This is a genomic window from Comamonas sp. FUJ_7 (assembly GCF_057369555.1).
The window spans coordinates 344,223-364,611 of the sequence record NZ_JBXXZI010000002.1 but is presented as its reverse complement, the minus strand read 5'-3'; the positions used below and the strand labels follow the sequence as shown (position 1 = coordinate 364,611).

Here is a 20,389-nt window from a genome sequence, read left to right as displayed (position 1 = left end):
GCCTCAATTTTCCTTGAAAGTCTCCACAAAAACTTTCAAGGAAAAGACACTCTTGCGAGTGTCTTTTACATCCTGGCGGAAACGAAGGGATTCGAACCCTTGATGAGGCTCTACACCCCATACTCCCTTAGCAGGGGAGCACCTTCGGCCACTCGGTCACGTTTCCGGAATGACGTTATTGTAAACAGCTTTTTAAGCAGTTTTTGGAAAGTCGCGAAAATTATTCGCTTTTGTCCAAACCGAAGGCTGTGTGCAGAGAGCGCACCGCCAGCTCCAGATACTTCTCGTCGATCACCACAGAGGTCTTGATCTCCGAGGTGGAGATCATCTGGATGTTCACGCCTTCCTTGCTCAGCGCACGGAACATGGTGGATGCCACACCCACATGGCTACGCATACCGATACCGACAATGCTGACCTTGGCGATATTGGGATTACCCACCACTTCGGAAGCCCCCAGAGAAGGAGCCACCTTTTCGCTCAGCAACTCCAGCGCACGCTGGTAGTCACCCTGGCTCACGGTGAAGCTGAAGTCGGTCTTGCCGTCCTTGGAGATGTTCTGAATGATCACATCGACCTCGATGTTGGCATCGGCCACAGGGCCCAGGATGCCAGCAGCGATGCCGGGGGTATCAGGCACACCAAGCACGGAGATCTTGGCTTCACCACGGTTGAAAGCGATGCCGGATACGACAGCCTTTTCCATTTTTTCGTCTTCCTCAAAAGTAATCAGCGTGCCGGACTTGGCTTCTTCTTCCAGATCGATGTCCCAAGGCGTGAAGCTGGAGAGCACACGCATGGGCACTTTGTACTTGCCAGCAAACTCCACGGAGCGAATCTGCAGCACCTTGGAGCCCAGGCTTGCCATCTCGAGCATTTCCTCGAAACTCACAGTACCCAGACGCTTGGCAGCGGGCACGACACGGGGGTCGGTCGTATAAACGCCATCCACATCGGTATAGATCAGCACTTCGGCCGCCTTCAGCGCAGCAGCCACAGCCACAGCGGAAGTGTCCGAACCACCACGACCCAGTGTGGTGATATTGCCTTCCGGGTCAATGCCCTGAAAACCCGTGACGATCACTACACGGCCTGCATCAAGGTCAGCACGCACACGCTGGTCATCAATGGACTCAATACGAGCCTTGGTATAGCTGCTATTGGTGCGGACAGGAACTTGCCAGCCAGCATAGCTGACCGACTGCACACCTTCGGACTGGAGCGCAATGGCCAGCAGCGCCGAGGATGCCTGCTCGCCTGTAGCAGCCAACATATCCAGCTCACGGTAGTACGAATTCTCTGCATGGCTAGGTGCCAGCTCGCTGGCCAGACCCAGCAAACGATTGGTTTCGCCACTCATGGCGCTAGGTACAACCACCATCTGGTGACCAGCCCTAGCCCACTTGGCCACGCGCTTGGCGACATTGCGGATGCGCTCTGTCGAGCCCATCGATGTGCCGCCGTATTTATGAACGATCAGTGCCATTGGATACTAAAGGGTGACGAAACAGCAGCCACGGCGCAGGTCACAGAGGTTTTGGCGCGCCGGCGGTTTTCGTACAAGTAAAAAGACCAAAACCTAGGAATTGTACCAACCGAGAATTGAGCCTTGGCGCTCAACAAACCCCCGCCCCACCTTGATATGGATGCGGTGCCCTCGCGTAGTGCAAGCACCCACCTGAGCAATGAGCTGCGCCAGCTGTGCCGCAGTGGGGGTCGTGCCGTGATTGACGCGCAGCCAGTAGCGCAGAACATTACCCAGCCGCCCCTCACTCATACCCTGCAGCGCCTTGATATTGGGCGGCGCACCAACCCTTTGCAAATCAGCGGCCGCTTGCTCATCGAGCAGCTCGGAAGCCTGCGCACAATGGGCACTGCTGCGGGCGAAAGTACTGCGAAATTGCGGAAAAACTCGCTCCAGCACCGGCAGCAGTTGCGCCCGAATGCGGTTGCGCGTGTAGCTTTGATCGGTATTCGTTGGATCCTCGACCCAGCTCACACCCTTGAACCGCAGCCAATCTCGCAAAGACTGCCCAGGCACCATCAGCAAAGGCCGAAACCAATCCAGCCCCGCTCTTTGCCAATGCTGGGGCATGGCCGCCAACCCGGCCACCCCGGCCCCACGCGATAGCGCCAGCAGCAAAGTCTCCACCTGATCGTCGGCATGCTGAGCCAGAGCCATGGATCTCACCGAATCCAGCTCGCCCCCTTCAGCATTCAGCCAAGGCTGCTGGGCCGCGCCAATCAAAGCCGCATAACGCCCCTGACGTGCCGCATCTTCAGGGCTTTGCCCCTGCACATTGCGTGCATCAATGGCACAGACCTTGAGCGCAATACCGTGCGAAGCACAGACTTGCTCGCAGTGCTCCTGAAAGCCATCAGCCGCCACCTGCAAACCATGATGCACATGAATTGCCCTCACCTGACCTGGCCAGCGCGCATGACAGGCCAGCAGCAACGCCGATGAATCGGCTCCGCCGCTAAAGCCCACAGCCAATGGCAGCGGTGGATTCCATCCTGCCATCGCCGCATCCACCCGACTGGCCGAGGCCCTCAACAAATCAGTGCCTGACTGGGCTTGCATGAAAGCAGACTCCCTACTTTTTATTCAATAGCAACCAGCGCTTGATGAGCAAGGGCTGGAGACCGATACCATTTGAATGAAACCAAGAACGCGCGCGCCCTGGAATCGTCTTGTAAAACCAATAAAAGGAGCAGGTAACGCTCTTCAGACTTGAGTTTCAGATGGTTTTGCATCTGAAATCACCTGATGACAAGCGCTTCTAGCTCCTTTTTTAAGGATTCCCATTGCTGCCACCCTTGCGCACAGATCACGAACAGACTCAAAAAAAAGCAAATGGCTCCCTCAGGAGCCATTGTGCGTACGCAGCATCAAGCCAGCCGGATCAACGGTTGTCTGCCTTGGTATCTGCAAACTTACCGTAGCTCTGGATGCGCTCATAGCGGCGATCTTGCAGCTCCTTGGGCTTGAGATCGGTCAATTGGCGATAAGCATCGCCCAGTGCACGCTTGAGGAAAGCGCCCATCTGCTTGTGATCGCGGTGTGCACCACCCACAGGCTCATTGACGATCTTGTCCACCAGACCCAGCGCCTTCAGGCGATGAGCCGTGATACCCATGGCATCTGCTGCCTCCTGAGCTTTCTCACCGGTCTTCCACAAAATGGAAGCGCAGCCTTCAGGGCTGATCACCGAGTACACCGAGTACTGCAGCATCAACACCTGGTCGGCCACGGCAATGGCCAGCGCACCACCCGAGCCACCCTCACCAATGATGGTGGTGATGATGGGGGTCTGCAGCTGAGCCATCTCGTAGATGTTGCGACCGATGGCTTCGGACTGACCACGCTCTTCAGCGTCAATACCAGGGAAGGCGCCGGGCGTATCCACAAAGGTGAACACAGGCAGCTTGAATTTCTCTGCCGTCTTCATCAGACGTAAAGCCTTGCGATAGCCCTCGGGGCGGGTCATACCGAAGTTGCGCAGCGTGCGCTCCTTGGTATCACGGCCCTTTTGGTGACCGATCACCATGCAGGGCTGACCATTGAAGCGCGCCAGGCCACCGATGATGGACTGGTCGTCCGCAAAGTGGCGGTCACCGTGCATTTCGACAAAGTCGGTAAAGCATTCGCGCACATAGTCGAGCGTATAAGGACGCTCGGTATGGCGGGCAATCTTCGTGATCTGCCAGGGGCTCAGGTCGCTGTAGATATCCTTGGTCAGCTGCAGGCTTTTCTTGCTGAGCTGATCAATCTCTTCCGAGATATCGACTGCGCTTTCAGTCTGCACATAGCGCAGTTCTTCAATTTTGGTTTCAAGTTCCGCGATAGGCTGCTCAAAATCCAGAAAGTTCTTTTTCGCCAACGTATTTCTCCTTGTGCCAGCCTGTTGCAACGCTTGCAATCGGCCAGTGGACAGATGTCATCAAGCCACAGGCTGCGCCTCGAGCGAGCGCCAAATATACCAAGTTGCAACCGTGCACCACGGCTTCCAAGCCTCGGCAACCTCACGGGCATCACTGCGACTGACAGGATCACCCGAAAAATAATTCAAAGAAATGCCCTGTATCAAACCGGCATCATCAAGCGGCAGCACATTGGGCCGCCCCAGAGCGTAAATCAAGAAATTCTCAGCCGTCCAACGGCTCAAGCCCCTGATCGCCATCAGCTCTGCAACGATGGCCCCATCTCCCATATCCGCCCACTCATCCATGTGCAGGCGGTTTTCCGTGAAGTGCAAGGCCAGATCAACCAGATAGTCCACCTTGCGGGCCGAAAGCCCTACAGCGCGCATATCGTCGACCTTTAGCTTGAGCACCTGCTCTGGCGTCATGTGCTGAGGCAGCTTGGAAAATTTATTCCATAGCGTCTTCGCCGACTTGGGTGCGATCTGCTGCCCAATGACCGAACGGGCCAGCGTGGCGAAGGCTTGCGGATAGCCGCAAGGCTGCAGCGCCTGACTACTCAGCAGCGGGATCAGTCGTTTGAGCACACGATCACGCCGCATGAGCTGGCGGCAGGCATCCCCCCAGTAAGCCGGCGCCCCTTCTGGCAAGTTCAAAGCGATCTTGGGAGCAGGCACTTTGGCCGCAGATGTCACCTTGATAGAGGAGACCTCTTTTCCCGAGACGGCCTGAGCCATGGCAGCAGCTCCCAAAGGAGCCACAGGCAATGGCGCTGCCGGCCCCATGGGCACAGGCAGATCCGCCACCAGCGGCAACTGCTCAAAATCCATAGTGTCCAGATGCTTGACCGCACTCATGCACAGGTCCTCGCACTGTTCGCACAGTTGATGGGATATGGCATGCCGTTTCAGCCCTTAGCGGCAGCTTCCCAAGTGGTTCCCGCAGCCGAGTCCTTCAGAACAATGCCCTGCTCCAGCAATTCCTTGCGGATACGGTCAGCCTCTGCCCAGTTCTTGGCAGCCTTGGCCTCAGCACGTGCAGAAATTTGCGCCGCAATAGCAGCAGCGTCGACGCCTTCAGCGCCAGCCTTCAGAAACGACTCTGGATCGGCCTGCAGCAGACCCAGGCAAGCCCCCAGAGCCTTGAGTAAACCCGCCACTTCGGGCGATTTGCTGCGATTGACTTCAGCAGCCAGCTCAAAAAGCACGGCCACCGCTTCGGGCGTGCCAAAGTCTTCATCCATCGCAGCCTTGAAACGAGCCGCATACGCATTCGTCCAGTCGACCTGCACCTTGGCAGGCGCCACCAGATCAAGCGCGGTATACAAGCGCTTCAAAGCACTGCGCGCATCATCCAAATGCACATTGGAATAGTTCAGCGGGCTGCGATAGTGGCTACGCACGACGAAGAAACGCACGGTTTCGGCGTCGTATTCCTTGAGCACGTCGCGAATCGTGAAGAAGTTGCCCAGCGACTTGGACATCTTCTCGTTGTCCACATTGATGAAGCCGTTGTGCATCCAGGTCTGGGCAAATGGCTTGCCGGTCGCACCTTCGCTCTGGGCAATCTCGTTCTCATGGTGCGGGAACTGCAGGTCTGCACCACCACCATGGATGTCAAAGCTCTCGCCCAGCAGCTCGCAGCCCATGGCCGAGCATTCAATGTGCCAGCCCGGACGACCTTCACCAAATGAGCTCTGCCACTTCACATCCGCAGGTTCCTCGGCCTTGGCCGACTTCCACAACACAAAGTCCAGCGGGTCATGCTTGCCGTCGGCAACAGCCACACGCTCACCCGCATTCAGCTCGTCCAGCGACTTGCCCGAAAGCTTGCCATAGCCAGGAAACTTGCGCACGGCAAAGTTGACATCGCCGTTACCGGCCTGATAAGCCAGTCCCTTGGCTTGCAGCTGAGCAATCATGCCCAACATCTGCGGTACGTATTCAGTAGCGCGCGGCTCCAGCGTAGGGCGCTCGATACCCAGCGCATCCGCATCCTGGTGCAAGGCATCAATCATGCGATCGGTCAGGCTGCGTATGGTTTCGCCGTTCTCCACCGCACGCTTGATGATCTTGTCATCGATGTCGGTGATATTGCGCACATAAGTCACCTTGTAGCCGCTGGCTCGCAGCCAGCGCTGCACCACATCAAAGGCCACCATGGAGCGAGCATGACCCAGGTGACAGAGGTCGTAGACCGTCATGCCACAGACGTACATACGCACATGGCCCGGCTCAATCGGCGAAAACGATTCCAGTGCACGCGACAGCGTGTTGTAGATGCGCAAACTCATGAATCTTTAAATAGGGAGAGAGGGTGGCGACCAGCAGCACTGGCTATGACTGCAATGCATAAGCCGTGCCTGCCATTCCCTGAGACCGAGAAATGTGCATTGTTATCCAGACACATTCTTGCCCGGCCTGGCGCCCGAGCGCCGCACACCCCTCAGCTACAATTCCCTGCAGTATAAGCTCCCGCCGCAGGCTCGTTCTTGCGGCGCAATGAAAGCACCTACATGCCTGTACGCAACTTGTTTATTACCGCAGCCCGTGCAGCCGCCCTGACGGTTTTGCTCACTGCCGGTAGTGCCTACGCCGACGATTACAAGGACGTTTCTCAGTTGCTCAAGACTGGCAAGACACAGCAAGCACTGGAAAAAGCCGACACCTATCTGGCAAAGAACGCACGTGATCCGCAAATGCGCTTCTTGCGCGCCATTGCTCTGATCAATGATGAAAAAACTGAAGAGGCCATCGCCGCTTTGCGCCAGTTGATCGAGGAATACCCAGAGCTGCCCGAGCCCTACAACAACCTGGCCGTGATTTACGCCCGCCAAGGTGACCTAGACCGTGCCCGTTCCGCGCTTGAAGGCGCTGTGCGCAACAACCCGAGCTACGCCATTGCGCACGAAAACCTGGGTGATATTTATGCGCGTCTGGCCTATCAGTCTTATGCGCAATCTCTATCCAAGGGCGGACGCCCTGCCAACCTGAATCCCAAGCTCAAGCAGCTCAAAGAAATGCTGCAGCCAGCCACCTCCCTTTCATCCACGGCCGTCACACCTGATTCGGCCCCCAGCCCGGAGCCCGATACTTCTCCTGCTGCCGCCGAGCCTGAAGCAGCGCCTACCTCGCCATAACAAGCGGGGCGTATATTTACTGCCAGCACAAGCCTTGCGGCAACCCGACGCGCTTGCAAAATCCAGCAAGCGCCCAAGTTCTCTCATGACAGGTTTTGAAGCCTCAGGCCAATAGCAACTGCCGGCTGCCACTCCTAGGAAGACACCATGCTGAATTTTCGACGAAACGTTCTTCAATCCCTCTTTGCCATTGCGCTGACCGCTTCAGTTTTTGCGGCTCCAGGTCTGGCGCAGGCGCAATCCAGGGTGCAGCTCAAGACCAGCATGGGCGACATTGTGATTGAGCTCAACGACGCCAAGGCTCCCAAGAGCGCAGCCAACTTCCTGCAATATGTGCGCGACAAGCACTATGACGGCACCGTATTTCACCGCGTCATCGACGGCTTCATGATTCAGGGCGGCGGCATGGATGCCAATATGAGCGAGAAGCCCACTCGCGCGCCTATTCCTCTGGAAGCCAGCAACGGCCTCAAGAACGACCGCGGCACGATCGCCATGGCGCGTACCGGCAACCCAAATTCGGCCACCTCGCAGTTCTTCATCAATGTGGTGAACAACGATATGCTCAATGCCCCCAAGCCTGACGGCCACGGCTACGCTGTGTTCGGCAAGGTCATCAAAGGCATGGACGTGGTGGACAAAATTCGCGCTGTTGCCACAGGCAACCGCGGTATGCACCAGAATGTGCCCACGACGCCGGTGACAATCCTCTCAGCCACCGAAGTCAAATAAACCCACAAGGACTGCGCTGAACGTTGACGATCAGCGCCAGCCTCTCCCTCTCAATCCTCAAGAAAGTACAGACATGAGCAATCCCCAAGTCGAACTGCACGTGACCATCAACGTGGCTGACACCGCAACGCAAGGCGTGATCACCCTGGAACTGGACGCCGTGAACGCACCCAAGTCCACCGAGAACTTCCTGAACTACGTGAACAAGGGCTTCTACAACGGCACGATCTTTCACCGCGTGATCAAGAATTTCATGATCCAGGGCGGCGGCTTTGCAGCCGACATGAAGCAAAAGGACACCGACGCTCCTATCGAGAACGAAGCCAAGAACGGCCTGAAGAACGACAAGTACACCATCGCCATGGCTCGCACCAGCGATCCTCACAGCGCTACGGCTCAGTTCTTCATCAACACGGTGGACAACAGCTTCCTGAACCACACTGCCCCCACCGGCCAAGGCTGGGGCTACGCCGTGTTCGGCAAGGTGGTCAAAGGCGCTGAAGTGGTGGACGCCATCAAGGCCGTGCGCACCACTCGCAAGGGCTTCCACGATGACGTTCCTTTTGACGCCGTGGTGATCGACAAGGCTGTGGCGATCTAATCGCTCCCCCTGAGGCGCTACGCGCCTTCCCCCCTCTCTGCTTCGCGGAGGGGGACGACGGCCTCGCTGCGGGGCGGCCCTTGCTTGCCGTCCCTGCGTGAGGCCGTTATTGTTTTTAAGGCTGCGCACTTTTTAAATGACTGAGTCCATGTCGAGTTCAGATCCCCGAACCACTCCACCCGTGGTGGCTCAGCTGCAGGCTGTGCCCGACTGGCGCATGTTCGATTTCATCTCCGATCTGCATCTGCAGCCTTCGGAGCCGCAAACCGTGCAGGCCTGGCGCGACTATCTGCAGCGCAGCCAGGCTCACGCCATTTTTATGCTGGGCGATCTGTTTGAAGTGTGGGTGGGTGACGATGCGCTGGACGAACCCGGCAGCTTTGAAGCCGAATGTGCTGCGGTGCTGCGCGAAGCGGCACAAAAGCGCCCTCTGTTCTTCATGGTCGGCAATCGCGACTTTCTGGCGGGCAATGAATTTCTGCGCCGCAGCGGCATGACGGGTCTGGCCGACCCCACCGTGCTGCACTGGGCCGGCCCCAACATCTTGCTCAGCCATGGCGATGCGCTGTGCCTGGATGATGTGGAATACCAGCAGTTTCGCGCTATGTCACGATCTGCCGCCTGGCAACAGCAATTGCTAGCCCAGCCGCTGGACGTGCGCCGCGCCATTGGCAAGTCGGCCCGCAGCGAAAGTGAGCAGCGCAAACAAAGCGGCGTGCCCTATGCCGACGCCGACGCACAAATGACCGCCACCTGGATGCAGGCCGCGCAAGCGCCCTGGCTGGTTCATGGTCATACACATCAGCCTGCCGACCACGCTTTAGGTAACGACCAGTGGCGCATTGTGCTCAGCGACTGGCACATCGATACCGATACACATCGCGCCGAAGTGCTGCGTGTAACGCCTGAAGGCTGGCAGCGCCTGCCTATGGAGCAAGTCTGATTCGAGCCGCTGCTTATAAGTGCTATGAGTTTCGAAGCTGCTTGCGCTTGTTATTCATAGATTTCAGATATCAATCATTCCAAATTCAATGAATAGCTTGCGCAAGCAGCTATCAAAATAGAAAAGCCCGAGCCATTGCTGATTCGGGCTTTTTCAGTTTTCAGTTCAGTAAGGCTTTAACTCACACCTGCTTGCGCAGCTCAAACTTCTGAATCTTGCCGGTGCTGGTCTTGGGCAGCTCACCAAACACCACATGGCGCGGCACCTTGTAGCCGGCCAGATGTTTTTTGCAGTGGGCAATGATGTCTTTGGCCGTCGTCTCTGCTCCGGCTTTCAGCTCGATAAAGGCGCAAGGTGTTTCGCCCCATTTGGGGTCGGGCTTGGCCACCACGGCTGCCGCCATAACCGCTGGGTGGCGATACAGCACGTCCTCCACCTCGATGGAGGAAATGTTCTCGCCACCCGAGATGATGATGTCCTTGCTGCGGTCCTTGATCTGGATATAGCCATCGGGGTGCTGCACGGCCAGGTCGCCGCTGTGGAACCAGCCGCCACGGAAGGCTTCATCCGTTGCTGCAGGATTCTTCAGGTAGCCCTTCATGGCGATATTGCCCTGGAACATGATCTCGCCCATGGTCTGGCCATCGTGCGGCACGGGCTCCATGGTTTCGGGGTCGAGCACGGCTGCAGAGCGCTGCAGGTGGTAGCGCACACCCTGGCGCGAGTTCAGACGCGCACGCTCGCCAATGTCGAGTTCATTCCAGCTCTCATGCTTGGCGCAGACCGTAGCGGGCCCATAGGTTTCCGTCAGGCCATAGACATGGGTGATGTCAAAGCCCATGGCCTCCATGCCTTCAATCATCGACGCCGGTGGTGCAGCGCCCGCTACCATGGCCTTGACGCCTGCGGGCACGCCCTCTTTCATCGCAGCTGGCGCGTTTACCAGCAGGCTGTGCACGATGGGGGCGCCGCAGTAGTGGGTCACTCCATGGTTGCGAATCGCGTCCAGAATGGCCTGCGCATCCACTCGGCGCAGGCAGACGTTCACCGCTGCACGCGCTGCCACCGTCCAGGGGAAGCACCAGCCATTGCAATGGAACATGGGCAGCGTCCACAGATAGACGGCATGCTTGGGCATGTCCCACTCAAGCACATTGCTGATGGCATTGTTGTGCGCGCCGCGGTGGTGGTAGACAACGCCCTTGGGGTTGCCCGTGGTGCCGCTGGTGTAGTTCAGCGCAATCGCATCCCATTCGTTGCCGGGCAACTGCCAGTCAAAACCGGCATCGCCCTGGGCCACAAAGCTTTCGTAATCGGTATCGCCAATCTGCTCGGCGGCTGGGCCATAAACAGCGTCCTCCACCTGGATCACATGAATGGGGTGCGTGGCTTGGCGCAGCTTGAGCGCCTTGGCCATCACGCCCACAAATTCAGGGTCAACGATCAAGGCCTTGGCTTCGCCGTGGTCCAGCATGAAGGCCAGTGTCTCGGCATCCAGCCGGGTGTTGAGCGTGTTGAGCACCGCACCCGCCATGGGCACGCCAAAGTGCGCCTCCACCATGGGCGGCGTATTGGGCAGCATCACGGCCACGGTGTCATTCTTGCCAATGCCGATTTTTTGCAGGCTGCTGGCTAGTTGACGGCAACGCGCATAGGTCTGGCCCCAGCTCTGGCGCAGATCGCCATGAACAATGGCCAGACGCTCGGGATAAACCTCTGCCGTGCGCGCAATAAAGCTCAAAGGCGTCAGCGCGGCGTAGTTGGCGGTATTGGGGGCGAGGTTCAGATCGAAAGCACTTGTCATATTGGTCTCCTGAGCGTTTTGTAACCCAGTATTCGCCACGCCAAACTTACAACCGAGTGCCACGCAGGCTTGTTTTATGCGCCGACCCAGCCCCTTTCCGTTGCCCAATAACCTGACAAAATAGAGTGACTATTATCAGAACAGTATTTTCAACATCTTCTGAAATCCAATAAATCAATTAAAAATCAAACACATAAACAAAATCAAAAACCATCACCCGTGACGAAGAATCAGGCAAAACATGCAAGTCATCTATAAGACATTATTTATCTGACACATCAATCGCCAAGTCTCCGAATCGCTTTTAGAATGCCGTCATGTCTTGAGGTTCTGACGGGTGCACAAGCACAGATCAAACCGGCATCCATCCCCGCACGGAGCCAGGTTCAACTTCAAGACTGTGTGGCGGAGGAGACGTTTTAGAGGAGAGCCTGGCTATGACCCAGGCATCAGGAGACCTAAGCCTGCACCGTTGGTGCAGGCTTTTTTTTGCCTTTACCAGATTCCCAGCCTCGCATCAGACATTGCCGACAAGGGCAAAATACAGCGGTGGCCATTCCCCAATCATTCATTCAAGAGTTGCTCTCCCGCGTCGACGTGGTCGATATCGTGGGGCGCTATGTGCAGCTCAAAAAGGGCGGCGCCAATTTCATGGGCCTGTGCCCGTTTCACAGCGAGAAGTCGCCCTCCTTCACCGTCAGCCCCAGCAAGCAGTTCTTTCACTGCTTTGGCTGCGGCAAGAACGGCAATGCCATCGGTTTTCTGATGGAGCACGCCGGCATGGGCTTTGTCGAGGCCGTGCAGGAGCTTGCCAACCAATGCGGCCTGCAAGTGCCGCAAGACGACATCAGCCCTGCCGAGCGCCAGCGCCAGGCCCAGCAAAAGCAAAAGGCCGAAACCCTGAGCGACCTGCTGGAAAAGGCAGGCGAGTCCTATCGCAAGCAGCTCAAGGGCGCGCCCAAGGCGATTGAGTACCTGAAAAAGCGCGGCGTCTCCGGCGAGATCTCCAAACGCTTCGGGCTCGGCTACGCTCCACCCGGCTGGCATGGTCTGGCCAGCGTCTTTGCTGAATATGACAGCCCTCAACTCGAAGAGTGCGGGCTGGTCATTGTGGGTGAGGAGGACAGTCGCAGATACGACCGATTCCGCGATCGACTGATGTTTCCCATTCGCAATGTCAAAGGCGAATGCATAGGCTTTGGCGGGCGCGTATTTGGCGATGAAAAGCCCAAGTACCTGAACTCCCCGGAAACCCCTGTGTTCCACAAGGGACGCGAGCTTTATGGCCTGTATGAGGCCCGGCAATCTCTGCGCGACATGGGCTATGCCCTGGTCACCGAAGGCTATATGGACGTGGTGGCCCTGGCCCAGTTGGGCTTTGCCAATGCCGTTGCCACATTAGGAACGGCCTGCACTCCCGAGCATGTGCAAAAGCTGTTTCGTTTTACCGAATCGGTAGTCTTCAGCTTCGACGGCGATGGTGCTGGCCGACGTGCAGCGCGCAAGGCGCTCGATGCCGCACTGCCCTTTGCGACAGACACTCGCTCCATCAAGTTTCTGTTTCTGCCATCCGAGCATGACCCGGACAGCTTTATCCGCGAGTTCGGACCCGAAGCATTCTCTCGCTATGTGGGCGACGCCACGCCACTGAGCCGCTTTCTCATCGAGTCGGCCAGCGAAGGCTGCGACCTTGGGCAGGCTGAAGGCCGTGCCCACATGGCCAGCAATGCCAGACCTCTGTGGTCGCTGCTGCCCGATGGCGCCCTCAAGCGACAGCTGCTGTCCGAGATTGCCGCCCTGGCACAGCTAGAGCCTCGCGACCTCTCAGACATCTGGGCCCAGGAAGCCGCACGCACAGCCCCTATGGCACGCCGAGCTGCTGCCTCTGCTGGGAGTCAGCCCCCTGACTGGGATGTACCACCCAGCTGGGACAGCCCTCCCGAATGGAGCGAGTCCAGCACGCCCGCCTACCAGCTATCAAGCACAGGAGGCGGGTGGAGTGGGCGCCGCGAGACTGGCCGCCCTCGCAAGCCCTGGGGCAAAAAGGGAGATGACTGGAGTGCGCCGCAACGAGGCCCACGCCCCACACCAGTCAGCCGCGAAGATCAAGCTGCGCGCCTGCTGATGTGCCATATGGAGTTCATGGAAGAAATGACCCATGAGGACTTCGATGCCTTGGCTCGCTGCAACCAGAGCCATGCGCCATTGTTTCGCTGGCTGGAAGCACAGTTCACCGAGTCGGGACCTCGCTCCTGGGCTGTTTTGCGCGAGCAATTGCAAAGCACTCCTTGCGCAGCCCTAGCCAACAAACTGATGAACGGCGCTCACGCCAATCCGGAAGGCGAAGTGGATGAGTTGCGCAAGGAACTGCGCGGCACGTTGAACCTGATTCTGGTCGATCATCTCAAACGAGAAGAAGCAAACGCTCTCAAAGAGATAGCTTCAGACCCAACTGCTGCAAGGCGATACATTGAATTCCAGCAGAGGCGAAAAAATTTATCCATTATTATCAGCTCAGCCTCTTGACATCTCAGAAAAAGGTATAATTTAAGGCATATCGGCAAGAGCGACAGCAACACCTCCGACCCGGGCCCCGTGAAGAAATCACGTGATGGCAGCAACTGCATGGCCCAATATTCGCAAGGATTGCATACCAAATGATCGCCCCAACATCTTGCCAGGGAGCCTTCGTACTCCCCCGAATGGGCTGAGCCTGTTCTCGCGCCAGCATGTGTGGCGTTTGTTTGCATTTTCCGCTTTCCTTTGTGTGTTTGTGTGTGTTCGTACCGTGAGAGGTGTTCATGCCCGTTTCAAAGTCCGTGAAGTCCAAGCAGGCCCCCGAAGCTTCCGCAAAGCCCAAGACCTCTAAAACTTCCACTTCCGCAGCAGAGCCCAAAAAGGCCAGCACAAGCAAGCCTGCGGCGAAGAAGAGTGCCGCGACTGCGGCCGAAGCCAAGAAAGACACCACCGTGGTTACCAAGTCACAAGCCGAACTCAAAGCCATGGCCGACGCACTGTTGGCACAAGCTGCCCCCAAGCGCGGTCGCAAAAAAGCAGCAGAAGACGACGACACCGCTGCTGCACCTGCTGCCAAAAAGACAGTTGCCAAAAAAGCTCCTGCCGCTAAAAAGACCGCCGCTGCCAAAGCACCTGCAGCCAGTGCCAGTGCCGACAAGGCTCCTGCCAAGCGTGGCCGCAAGCCCAAGGCCAAGGAAGCCAGCGAGGACATGGATGATGCAGACCTGTCGGATATCGACAGCGATCTGGAAGGCGAAGTTGAAGAGGAAACAACGACTGAAGCTTCTGCAGCTCCTGCAGAAAAGGTCAAGCCTCTGCGCATGAAGATCAGCAAGGCGAAGGAACGCGCCTTGATGAAGGAATTCGGCCTGGACGAAACCGTCCTGACCGAAGAAGAAATGAACACCCGCCGTCAGCGTCTGAAGATGCTGATCAAGCTGGGCAAGACTCGCGGCTACCTGACTCACGCCGAAATCAACGACCACCTGCCCGACAAGCTGGTCGATGCCGAAACGCTGGAAGTCGTGATCTCCATGTTGAACGACATGGGCGTGGCCGTGTACGAGCAGACTCCCGATGCGGAAACCCTGCTGCTGAACAACACCGGACAGTCGGCAACCACCGAAGAAGAAGCGGAAGAAGAAGCCGAAGCGGCTCTGTCCACCGTGGATTCCGAGTTCGGCCGTACTACCGACCCCGTTCGCATGTACATGCGTGAAATGGGTACGGTCGAGCTGCTGACGCGTGAAGGCGAAATTGAAATCGCTAAGCGCATCGAAGGCGGCCTGATGGACATGATGGAAGCCATCTCGGCTTCGCCAGCCACCATCGCAGAAATCCTCAACATGGCCGAGGAAATTCGTGAAGGCAAGGTTGTCATCACCACCGTGGTGGATGGCTTCGTCAATGCCAACGAAAACGACGACTATGTGGCCGAAGAAGACTTCGACGAATACGACGAAGAAGACGACGACGACGGCAAGGGCGGCTCCAAGGCACTGACCAAGAAGCTCGAAGAGTTGAAGAACGAGGCCCTGAGCCGCTTTGACTCCATGCGCAGCCACTTCGAGAAAATGCACAAGGTGTATGACAAGGAAGGCTACGGCACCGACGCATACATGAAGATCCAGAAGACCATCACCGAAGAGTTGATGACCATCCGCTTCACGGCCAAGACCATTGAGAAGCTTTGCGACTTGGTGCGTGCCCAGGTCGATGACGTGCGCAAGAAGGAACGCGAGCTTCGCAAGATCATTGTCGACAAGTGCGGCATGCCCCAAGAGCAGTTCATCAAGGACTTCCCCCCCAACCTGCTGAACCTGGACTGGGTCATCAAGCATGCCAACGCAGGCAAGCCCTACAGTGCAGTGCTGGAGCGCAACATTCCTCCCGTGCAGGAGCTGCAGCAGAATCTGATCGACCTGCAGTCGCGCGTCGTAGTGCCGCTGGACGAACTCAAACTCATCAACAAGCGCATGAACAATGGCGAGCGCGCCAGCCGCGACGCCAAGAAGGAAATGATCGAGGCCAACCTGCGTCTCGTGATCTCCATCGCCAAGAAGTACACCAACCGTGGCCTGCAGTTCCTCGACCTGATCCAGGAAGGCAACATCGGCCTGATGAAGGCCGTGGACAAGTTCGAATACCGCCGCGGCTACAAGTTCTCGACCTATGCCACTTGGTGGATTCGTCAGGCCATCACGCGCTCCATCGCTGACCAGGCCCGTACGATTCGCATCCCTGTGCACATGATCGAGACCATCAACAAGATGAACCGCATCTCACGCCAGCACTTGCAAGAGTTTGGTTTCGAGCCCGATGCGTCCATCCTGGCGGCGAAGATGGAGATCCCCGAGGACAAGATCCGCAAGATTATGAAGATCGCCAAGGAGCCTATCTCGATGGAAACCCCCATCGGTGATGATGACGACTCCCACCTGGGCGACTTCATCGAGGACGGCAACAACACGGCGCCTATCGATGCCGCCATGCAAGCCGGCCTGCGCGACGTGGTCAAGGACATCCTCGATGGTCTGACACCTCGCGAAGCCAAGGTGCTGCGCATGCGCTTCGGCATTGAAATGTCCACCGACCACACGCTGGAAGAAGTGGGCAAGCAGTTCGACGTGACACGCGAGCGTATCCGCCAGATCGAAGCCAAGGCGCTGCGCAAGCTCAAGCACCCTTCGCGCTCGGACAAACTGCGCAGCTTCATCGACTCGCTGTAAAGTCTGCCCTCTGAAGTCGGCTCACCGACTTCATACGTATCAAAGCCCCGACCTGCCCTAGGTCGGGGCTTTTTCGTATGCATCTCAGGTCAGCAAGCCTTTGCTTGCACCCAAAGCCATACAACACAGACAACAACGGAGACAAACCATGAGAACAACTCACCGCTTCCACGCCCCATCACGCCGCCAGTGGCTAAGCGCCACCAGCGCCCTGCTAGCAGGCAGTGCCATATCGCCGTTGACCGCATGGGCCAACGCCCCCCAGCGCCTGGGCGCGCAGTTGCGCATCGTCATCCCTGCAAATCCTGGTGGAGGCTGGGATCAGACCGGTCGCGCTCTGGGCGCTGCGCTAATCGCCAGCGGCATGGTAGACACCGTCATCTATGAAAATATTGGCGGCAAAGGGGGCACCATAGGCTTGGCGGAATACAGCAAACGCTATGACAGCAACCCCGATTGCCTGCTGATCGGTGGCATGGTCATGGTCGGAGCCCTGGCTTTGAACAAGACCTCTGATGCATTGAACCAGGTACAAGCACTGGCACGCCTGACCAGCGACTATCTCGTCGTTGCCGTGCCAACAGACTCCTCCATCACCACCCCCAAGGCATTGATGCAGGCCATGCGCGAAAACCTGCCCAGCATGGCCGTTGCAGGTGGCTCAGCAGGCGGCGTGGACCATATGTATGCTGGCATGCTGGCACGCTTGTCCAAAGCCAGTGCCGAGCAGTTGCAATACAAGCCTTTCCCTGGCGGCAACGATGTTCTGCAGGCCTTGCTGCAAAAGCAGGTTCAGGTCGGCATTTCTGGCTACAGCGAATTCAGAGAGGCACTGCAAGCCGGAAAGCTGCGCGCCCTGGGCGTTTCATCGCGCCGGACCATGTTTGGCATTGCCTCCATGAGAGAGCAAGGTGTGGATGCCGAAATGTCCAACTGGCGAGCAGTGTTTACCGGCAAAAAACTGCCTCCGGCTCGCAGCCAGCAACTGCTTGCCGCTATCCAGCATGCAAGCAGTCATGAAAGCTGGAAAAGCAGCCTGAGCAGCAATCACTGGAGCTCCTCCTGGCTGACTGGCAAATCCCTGCTGGAGTTTATGGAGGTAGAAACTTCTACCGCCCAGCTCATGGCCTATATGCTCAAGCTCAAGAACTGATAACCCACACAGGAGATGTCCATGCCCTCGAATCATCCATCGCCGCAGCAACGCCTCTTGTCCATCGCCGTCATGGGAGCGGGATCTGTGGGTTGCTACTTCGGGGCGCTTTTGGCGCAAGCCGGTCATTCCGTCACCTTGATTGGTCGCTCCGCGCATGTGCAGCTCATTCAGCAGCAGGGCCTGCGATTGCAAACTGCCACAGAGGAGCTGCTGATTCCTATTTGCGCCAGCACCTCTGCCGATGCGGTCAAAGGCGCGGATGTGGTTTTGTTCTGCGTGAAATCCACTGACACGCAAACAGCGGCAGCACAAATCAAGCCTCACCTCGAGCCCCACACCCTGGTTCTCAGTCTTCAAAACGGTGTAGACAATGACCAAAGGCTTCGCCAGGTACTTGGCTCCCAGCCGGTCGCCGCAGCTGTTGTCTATGTCGCCACCGCCATGGCAGGCCCAGGGCATGTACGTCACTTCGGTCGCGGTGAGCTGGTGATTGCCCCTTCTGCATTGAGCAATGTCATCGCCGACCAATTCAGTGCGGCTCGAATTCCCACCCAGGTCTCGGACGGGGTACAGGCCTCGCTTTGGCAAAAGCTCATCATCAACTGCGTCTACAACGCACTCTCCGCCCTCACGCAACAGCCCTATGGCTGGCTGGTAGCGCAGCACGATGTGCCAGCCGTCATGCAAGACATCATGGCCGAATGCAAGGCCGTGGCCGCAGCCGACGGTGTGCAGCTTCCTGCTGCCGTGGATGAGGCCATCGCCGCTATTGCACACACCATGCCTGAGCAGCTCTCATCCACCGCTCAGGACCTGGCCCGTGGCAAGCCCACAGAAATCGATCACCTCAACGGCTATGTGGTGCGAAGAGGCCAAGCGCTGAACATTCCCACGCCAAGCAACCGCCTGCTTCAGGTGCTGGTACAGCTCAAGCAAGCCGCAGTCTAAAAGGCATGACTATGATTTTCATAGCTACCTACACTGATCAGTCAATCGCTAGAGCCATTTTTCATTGAAAAATCATTTAAGCCAGCGCTAACATTGCCGGCAAGCGTTGCCCCAGTACTGCTTAGACAGTACCCAGCACTCCCCTACTGCTATAAACCCTGAAGCAACACCCTCTATAACAGTGATTCGTGGCTGACCTGCAACACTTGCGCGCTGTTTGAGACGTTTATCACTTCAAGGCGTTGCAGTGGAAGATTTGAAGCTACTAAACTTGTAGCAAAATAAATTAGCCGCTATAGTCCATCGGACACGGCACCGAAAGCGCCTAGTGCGCCCCGCTCGACAACATCATTGCGCAAGGAGAAGCGTCCATGAGCTCCAAAGAAAACGCCGCCATCAACCAGCTGTTCGAGAAGCTCGAATGCCGCTATGCGCTGCGCGTGCTGTGGGCTTTGCGAGATGGCCATCCCCAGACCTTCCGCCTGCTGCAAGACAGCGTGGGCGGCATCACGCCCAACACCCTGAACACCCGTATCAAGGAGCTGCGCGAGTGTGGTCTGCTTGAGCATGGCAGTGATGGCTACACCGTTACTCTGACTGGGCAGGATCTGCTCAAGCGCCTGTCGGACGTGCAAGCCTTTGCCAACCGCTGGGTTGCAGCGCGCGCCAAGAAATAAACCTTGCTGCTGTTGCGGCCAGAAGACGGCTCGCGGCCCAGCACACACCTATCATCCGAGGGCCCCAAGCGTGCTTGGCTGGCCCTTTTTCCATCGCCTTTTTTTGCCCTGTGCTGAAAGGAAATCCATCATGGCATTCAACACCACTGCCTCTGGCCTGCAATACGAAGACACCGTCGTGGGCGAAGGCGCCGAAGCCAAGGCCGGCCAAAACGTGACCGTTCATTACACCGGCTGGCTCTACAACAATGGCGTGCAAGGCGCCAAGTTCGACTCCAGCAAGGATCGCAACGATCCCTTCGTCTTCCCCCTGGGCGCCGGCATGGTCATCAAGGGCTGGGACGAAGGCGTACAAGGCATGAAGGTGGGCGGTCAGCGTACCCTGCTGATCCCTGCCGAGCTGGGCTATGGCGCCCGCGGCGCTGGCGGTGTGATTCCACCCAACGCAACTTTGAAGTTCGACGTGGAACTGCTGGCCCTGTAAGCCATCACCCCAACAAAAAAGCGGCTCATCGAAGCCGCTTTTTTATTTTTCAGCTATCACAAACTACAGCTCTTCCGTCTCGAACAACGCCTTGCGCAATGGGCCATAAGCCTTATCACCCGCCGCCTCACGAATGCGCGGAGCAAGCTCCACCAGTTGCTCGTAGCCCATGGCAGCCTCTACCGCCAGGTTCAGGCGAAATCCCTTGAGACCCAGCGCACCGGTAATCGACACGGCCACCGGATAAGCCTTCTGGTAGCGCAGGCGCAAGCCTTCTGGTGCCGCATTTGCAGGCGCCAGCGCGGGTACAGCCACTGGGTCACCAACCGGCGCCTCTGCAGAAGCTTCTCTCAGCTCCGTCTTACCCGGCGCCGAAGTCTCTCGCGCTGCCAGCCAGCCTTTGCTGACCAGCGCCAGAATATCTTCCTTGCTCACACCCAGTGCCGAGGTCGCCTCCAGCACCTGCGCCAGACTGCGGCTGCCATCGAACAATAAGAATGCCGAGCGCAAGCGCTGGCTGAGATCCGCATGGCGCTCCTTGAAAGCCAGTTGACCTTCGGGTGTTTTGACCAAATGCATTCGCCCCACCTCTCCTTAGCTGTTGTGCATGGATTTGTTTGAGAGATGCAGGGTGGCAGCTAAGTGCAGCAGTGAAAAGCGGGTTTTCCTGCAAATACAGACCTTGCTTGCATGCAGTCAAGACATGAAGATTTATTCATCAAAAACGACCTCAAG

17 protein-coding genes and 1 tRNA gene are annotated in these 20,389 nt (G+C 57.4%); 10 read left to right on the top strand and 8 right to left on the bottom strand.

The features are described from left to right. Window positions 1–73: 73 nt before the first annotated feature. The 6 genes from AC2I9W_RS05390 to cysS all read right to left on the bottom strand — a co-directional run bounded on the left by AC2I9W_RS05390 (window position 74) and on the right by cysS (window position 6,217). Window positions 74–166, bottom strand: a tRNA-Ser gene (locus tag AC2I9W_RS05390). Window positions 167–220: 54 nt separating this feature from the next. Continuing rightward, on the bottom strand, window positions 221–1,486 hold the full coding sequence (locus tag AC2I9W_RS05385) for an aspartate kinase (RefSeq protein WP_486408994.1): 1,266 nt from the start codon (window positions 1,484–1,486) through the stop codon (window positions 221–223). A 93-nt stretch (window positions 1,487–1,579) separates the two neighbouring features. Then, complete coding sequence (gene tilS / locus AC2I9W_RS05380) at window positions 1,580–2,584, bottom strand: tRNA lysidine(34) synthetase TilS (RefSeq protein WP_486408993.1); 1,005 nt, start codon at window positions 2,582–2,584, stop codon at window positions 1,580–1,582. 322 nt (window positions 2,585–2,906) lie between these two features. Further along, entirely contained in the window at window positions 2,907–3,884 is a 978-nt protein-coding gene (locus AC2I9W_RS05375) for an acetyl-CoA carboxylase carboxyltransferase subunit alpha (RefSeq protein WP_158390464.1), read from the bottom strand. 60 nt (window positions 3,885–3,944) lie between these two features. Then, window positions 3,945–4,781 carry a DNA-3-methyladenine glycosylase family protein gene (locus tag AC2I9W_RS05370; RefSeq protein ID WP_486408992.1) on the bottom strand — a complete coding sequence of 279 codons (837 nt, stop codon included), beginning with the start codon at window positions 4,779–4,781 and terminating at the stop codon, window positions 3,945–3,947. A gap of 50 nt (window positions 4,782–4,831) precedes the next feature. Continuing rightward, window positions 4,832–6,217, bottom strand: coding sequence for a cysteine--tRNA ligase (gene cysS, locus AC2I9W_RS05365; RefSeq protein ID WP_486408991.1), 1,386 nt, complete (start codon window positions 6,215–6,217; stop codon window positions 4,832–4,834). Between the two features lie 222 nt (window positions 6,218–6,439). Here cysS and AC2I9W_RS05360 point away from each other — a divergent pair, with 222 nt between their 5' ends. The 4 genes from AC2I9W_RS05360 (at window position 6,440) to AC2I9W_RS05345 (ending at window position 9,339) form a co-directional block, all read left to right on the top strand. Then, entirely contained in the window at window positions 6,440–7,063 is a 624-nt protein-coding gene (locus tag AC2I9W_RS05360) for a tetratricopeptide repeat protein (RefSeq protein WP_486408990.1), read from the top strand. Between the two features lie 147 nt (window positions 7,064–7,210). After that, window positions 7,211–7,795 carry a peptidylprolyl isomerase gene (locus AC2I9W_RS05355; RefSeq protein WP_486408989.1) on the top strand — a complete coding sequence of 195 codons (585 nt, stop codon included), beginning with the start codon at window positions 7,211–7,213 and terminating at the stop codon, window positions 7,793–7,795. A gap of 73 nt (window positions 7,796–7,868) precedes the next feature. Further along, entirely contained in the window at window positions 7,869–8,396 is a 528-nt protein-coding gene (locus AC2I9W_RS05350; RefSeq protein ID WP_486408988.1) for a peptidylprolyl isomerase, read from the top strand. 148 nt (window positions 8,397–8,544) lie between these two features. Continuing rightward, entirely contained in the window at window positions 8,545–9,339 is a 795-nt protein-coding gene (locus tag AC2I9W_RS05345; protein WP_486408987.1) for a UDP-2,3-diacylglucosamine diphosphatase, read from the top strand. Window positions 9,340–9,520: 181 nt separating this feature from the next. Here AC2I9W_RS05345 and AC2I9W_RS05340 read toward each other — a convergent pair whose 3' ends face one another. Beyond that, window positions 9,521–11,143, bottom strand: a complete 1,623-nt coding sequence (locus AC2I9W_RS05340; protein WP_486408986.1) for an acyl-CoA synthetase — start codon at window positions 11,141–11,143, stop codon at window positions 9,521–9,523. Between the two features lie 549 nt (window positions 11,144–11,692). On the opposite strand from AC2I9W_RS05340, the gene dnaG reads away from it, so the two are divergent. The 6 genes from dnaG (at window position 11,693) to AC2I9W_RS05310 (ending at window position 19,654) form a co-directional block, all read left to right on the top strand. Further along, window positions 11,693–13,669 (top strand): DNA primase, encoded by a 1,977-nt coding sequence (gene dnaG, locus AC2I9W_RS05335; protein WP_486408985.1) that lies wholly within the window; start codon window positions 11,693–11,695, stop codon window positions 13,667–13,669. 275 nt (window positions 13,670–13,944) lie between these two features. Further along, window positions 13,945–16,389: an RNA polymerase sigma factor RpoD gene (gene rpoD, locus AC2I9W_RS05330; RefSeq protein WP_486408984.1), complete on the top strand. Its 2,445-nt coding sequence runs from the start codon at window positions 13,945–13,947 to the stop codon at window positions 16,387–16,389. Between the two features lie 148 nt (window positions 16,390–16,537). After that, entirely contained in the window at window positions 16,538–17,542 is a 1,005-nt protein-coding gene (locus AC2I9W_RS05325; RefSeq protein WP_486408983.1) for a Bug family tripartite tricarboxylate transporter substrate binding protein, read from the top strand. Window positions 17,543–17,563: 21 nt separating this feature from the next. Next, the gene (locus AC2I9W_RS05320; RefSeq protein ID WP_486408982.1) at window positions 17,564–18,493 is read left to right on the top strand and encodes a ketopantoate reductase family protein; all 930 of its coding nucleotides are present in this window, start codon (window positions 17,564–17,566) and stop codon (window positions 18,491–18,493) included. Between the two features lie 371 nt (window positions 18,494–18,864). Next, a complete protein-coding gene (locus tag AC2I9W_RS05315) occupies window positions 18,865–19,170 on the top strand; it encodes a winged helix-turn-helix transcriptional regulator (protein WP_003057624.1) in 306 nt (101 codons plus the stop codon). Between the two features lie 130 nt (window positions 19,171–19,300). Continuing rightward, window positions 19,301–19,654 (top strand): FKBP-type peptidyl-prolyl cis-trans isomerase, encoded by a 354-nt coding sequence (locus AC2I9W_RS05310; RefSeq protein WP_158390440.1) that lies wholly within the window; start codon window positions 19,301–19,303, stop codon window positions 19,652–19,654. A 63-nt stretch (window positions 19,655–19,717) separates the two neighbouring features. On the opposite strand, the gene AC2I9W_RS05305 is transcribed toward AC2I9W_RS05310, so the two are convergent. After that, entirely contained in the window at window positions 19,718–20,233 is a 516-nt protein-coding gene (locus AC2I9W_RS05305; protein ID WP_486408981.1) for a hypothetical protein, read from the bottom strand. Window positions 20,234–20,389 lie beyond the last annotated feature (156 nt).

What these genes read in the sequence shown, in the direction of transcription:
- AC2I9W_RS05385 (WP_486408994.1), bottom strand. Translation starts at nt 1,486, where the DNA reads ATGGCACTGATCGTTCATAAATACGGCGGCACATCGATGGGCTCGACA.
- AC2I9W_RS05345 (WP_486408987.1), top strand. Translation starts at nt 8,545, where the DNA reads ATGTCGAGTTCAGATCCCCGAACCACTCCACCCGTGGTGGCTCAGCTG.
- AC2I9W_RS05320 (WP_486408982.1), top strand. Translation starts at nt 17,564, where the DNA reads ATGCCCTCGAATCATCCATCGCCGCAGCAACGCCTCTTGTCCATCGCC.
- tilS (WP_486408993.1), bottom strand. Translation starts at nt 2,584, where the DNA reads ATGCAAGCCCAGTCAGGCACTGATTTGTTGAGGGCCTCGGCCAGTCGG.
- AC2I9W_RS05340 (WP_486408986.1), bottom strand. Translation starts at nt 11,143, where the DNA reads ATGACAAGTGCTTTCGATCTGAACCTCGCCCCCAATACCGCCAACTAC.
- AC2I9W_RS05355 (WP_486408989.1), top strand. Translation starts at nt 7,211, where the DNA reads ATGCTGAATTTTCGACGAAACGTTCTTCAATCCCTCTTTGCCATTGCG.
- AC2I9W_RS05305 (WP_486408981.1), bottom strand. Translation starts at nt 20,233, where the DNA reads ATGCATTTGGTCAAAACACCCGAAGGTCAACTGGCTTTCAAGGAGCGC.
- AC2I9W_RS05370 (WP_486408992.1), bottom strand. Translation starts at nt 4,781, where the DNA reads ATGAGTGCGGTCAAGCATCTGGACACTATGGATTTTGAGCAGTTGCCG.
- AC2I9W_RS05315 (WP_003057624.1), top strand. Translation starts at nt 18,865, where the DNA reads ATGAGCTCCAAAGAAAACGCCGCCATCAACCAGCTGTTCGAGAAGCTC.
- AC2I9W_RS05310 (WP_158390440.1), top strand. Translation starts at nt 19,301, where the DNA reads ATGGCATTCAACACCACTGCCTCTGGCCTGCAATACGAAGACACCGTC.
- rpoD (WP_486408984.1), top strand. Translation starts at nt 13,945, where the DNA reads ATGCCCGTTTCAAAGTCCGTGAAGTCCAAGCAGGCCCCCGAAGCTTCC.
- AC2I9W_RS05350 (WP_486408988.1), top strand. Translation starts at nt 7,869, where the DNA reads ATGAGCAATCCCCAAGTCGAACTGCACGTGACCATCAACGTGGCTGAC.
- AC2I9W_RS05325 (WP_486408983.1), top strand. Translation starts at nt 16,538, where the DNA reads ATGAGAACAACTCACCGCTTCCACGCCCCATCACGCCGCCAGTGGCTA.
- AC2I9W_RS05360 (WP_486408990.1), top strand. Translation starts at nt 6,440, where the DNA reads ATGCCTGTACGCAACTTGTTTATTACCGCAGCCCGTGCAGCCGCCCTG.
- cysS (WP_486408991.1), bottom strand. Translation starts at nt 6,217, where the DNA reads ATGAGTTTGCGCATCTACAACACGCTGTCGCGTGCACTGGAATCGTTT.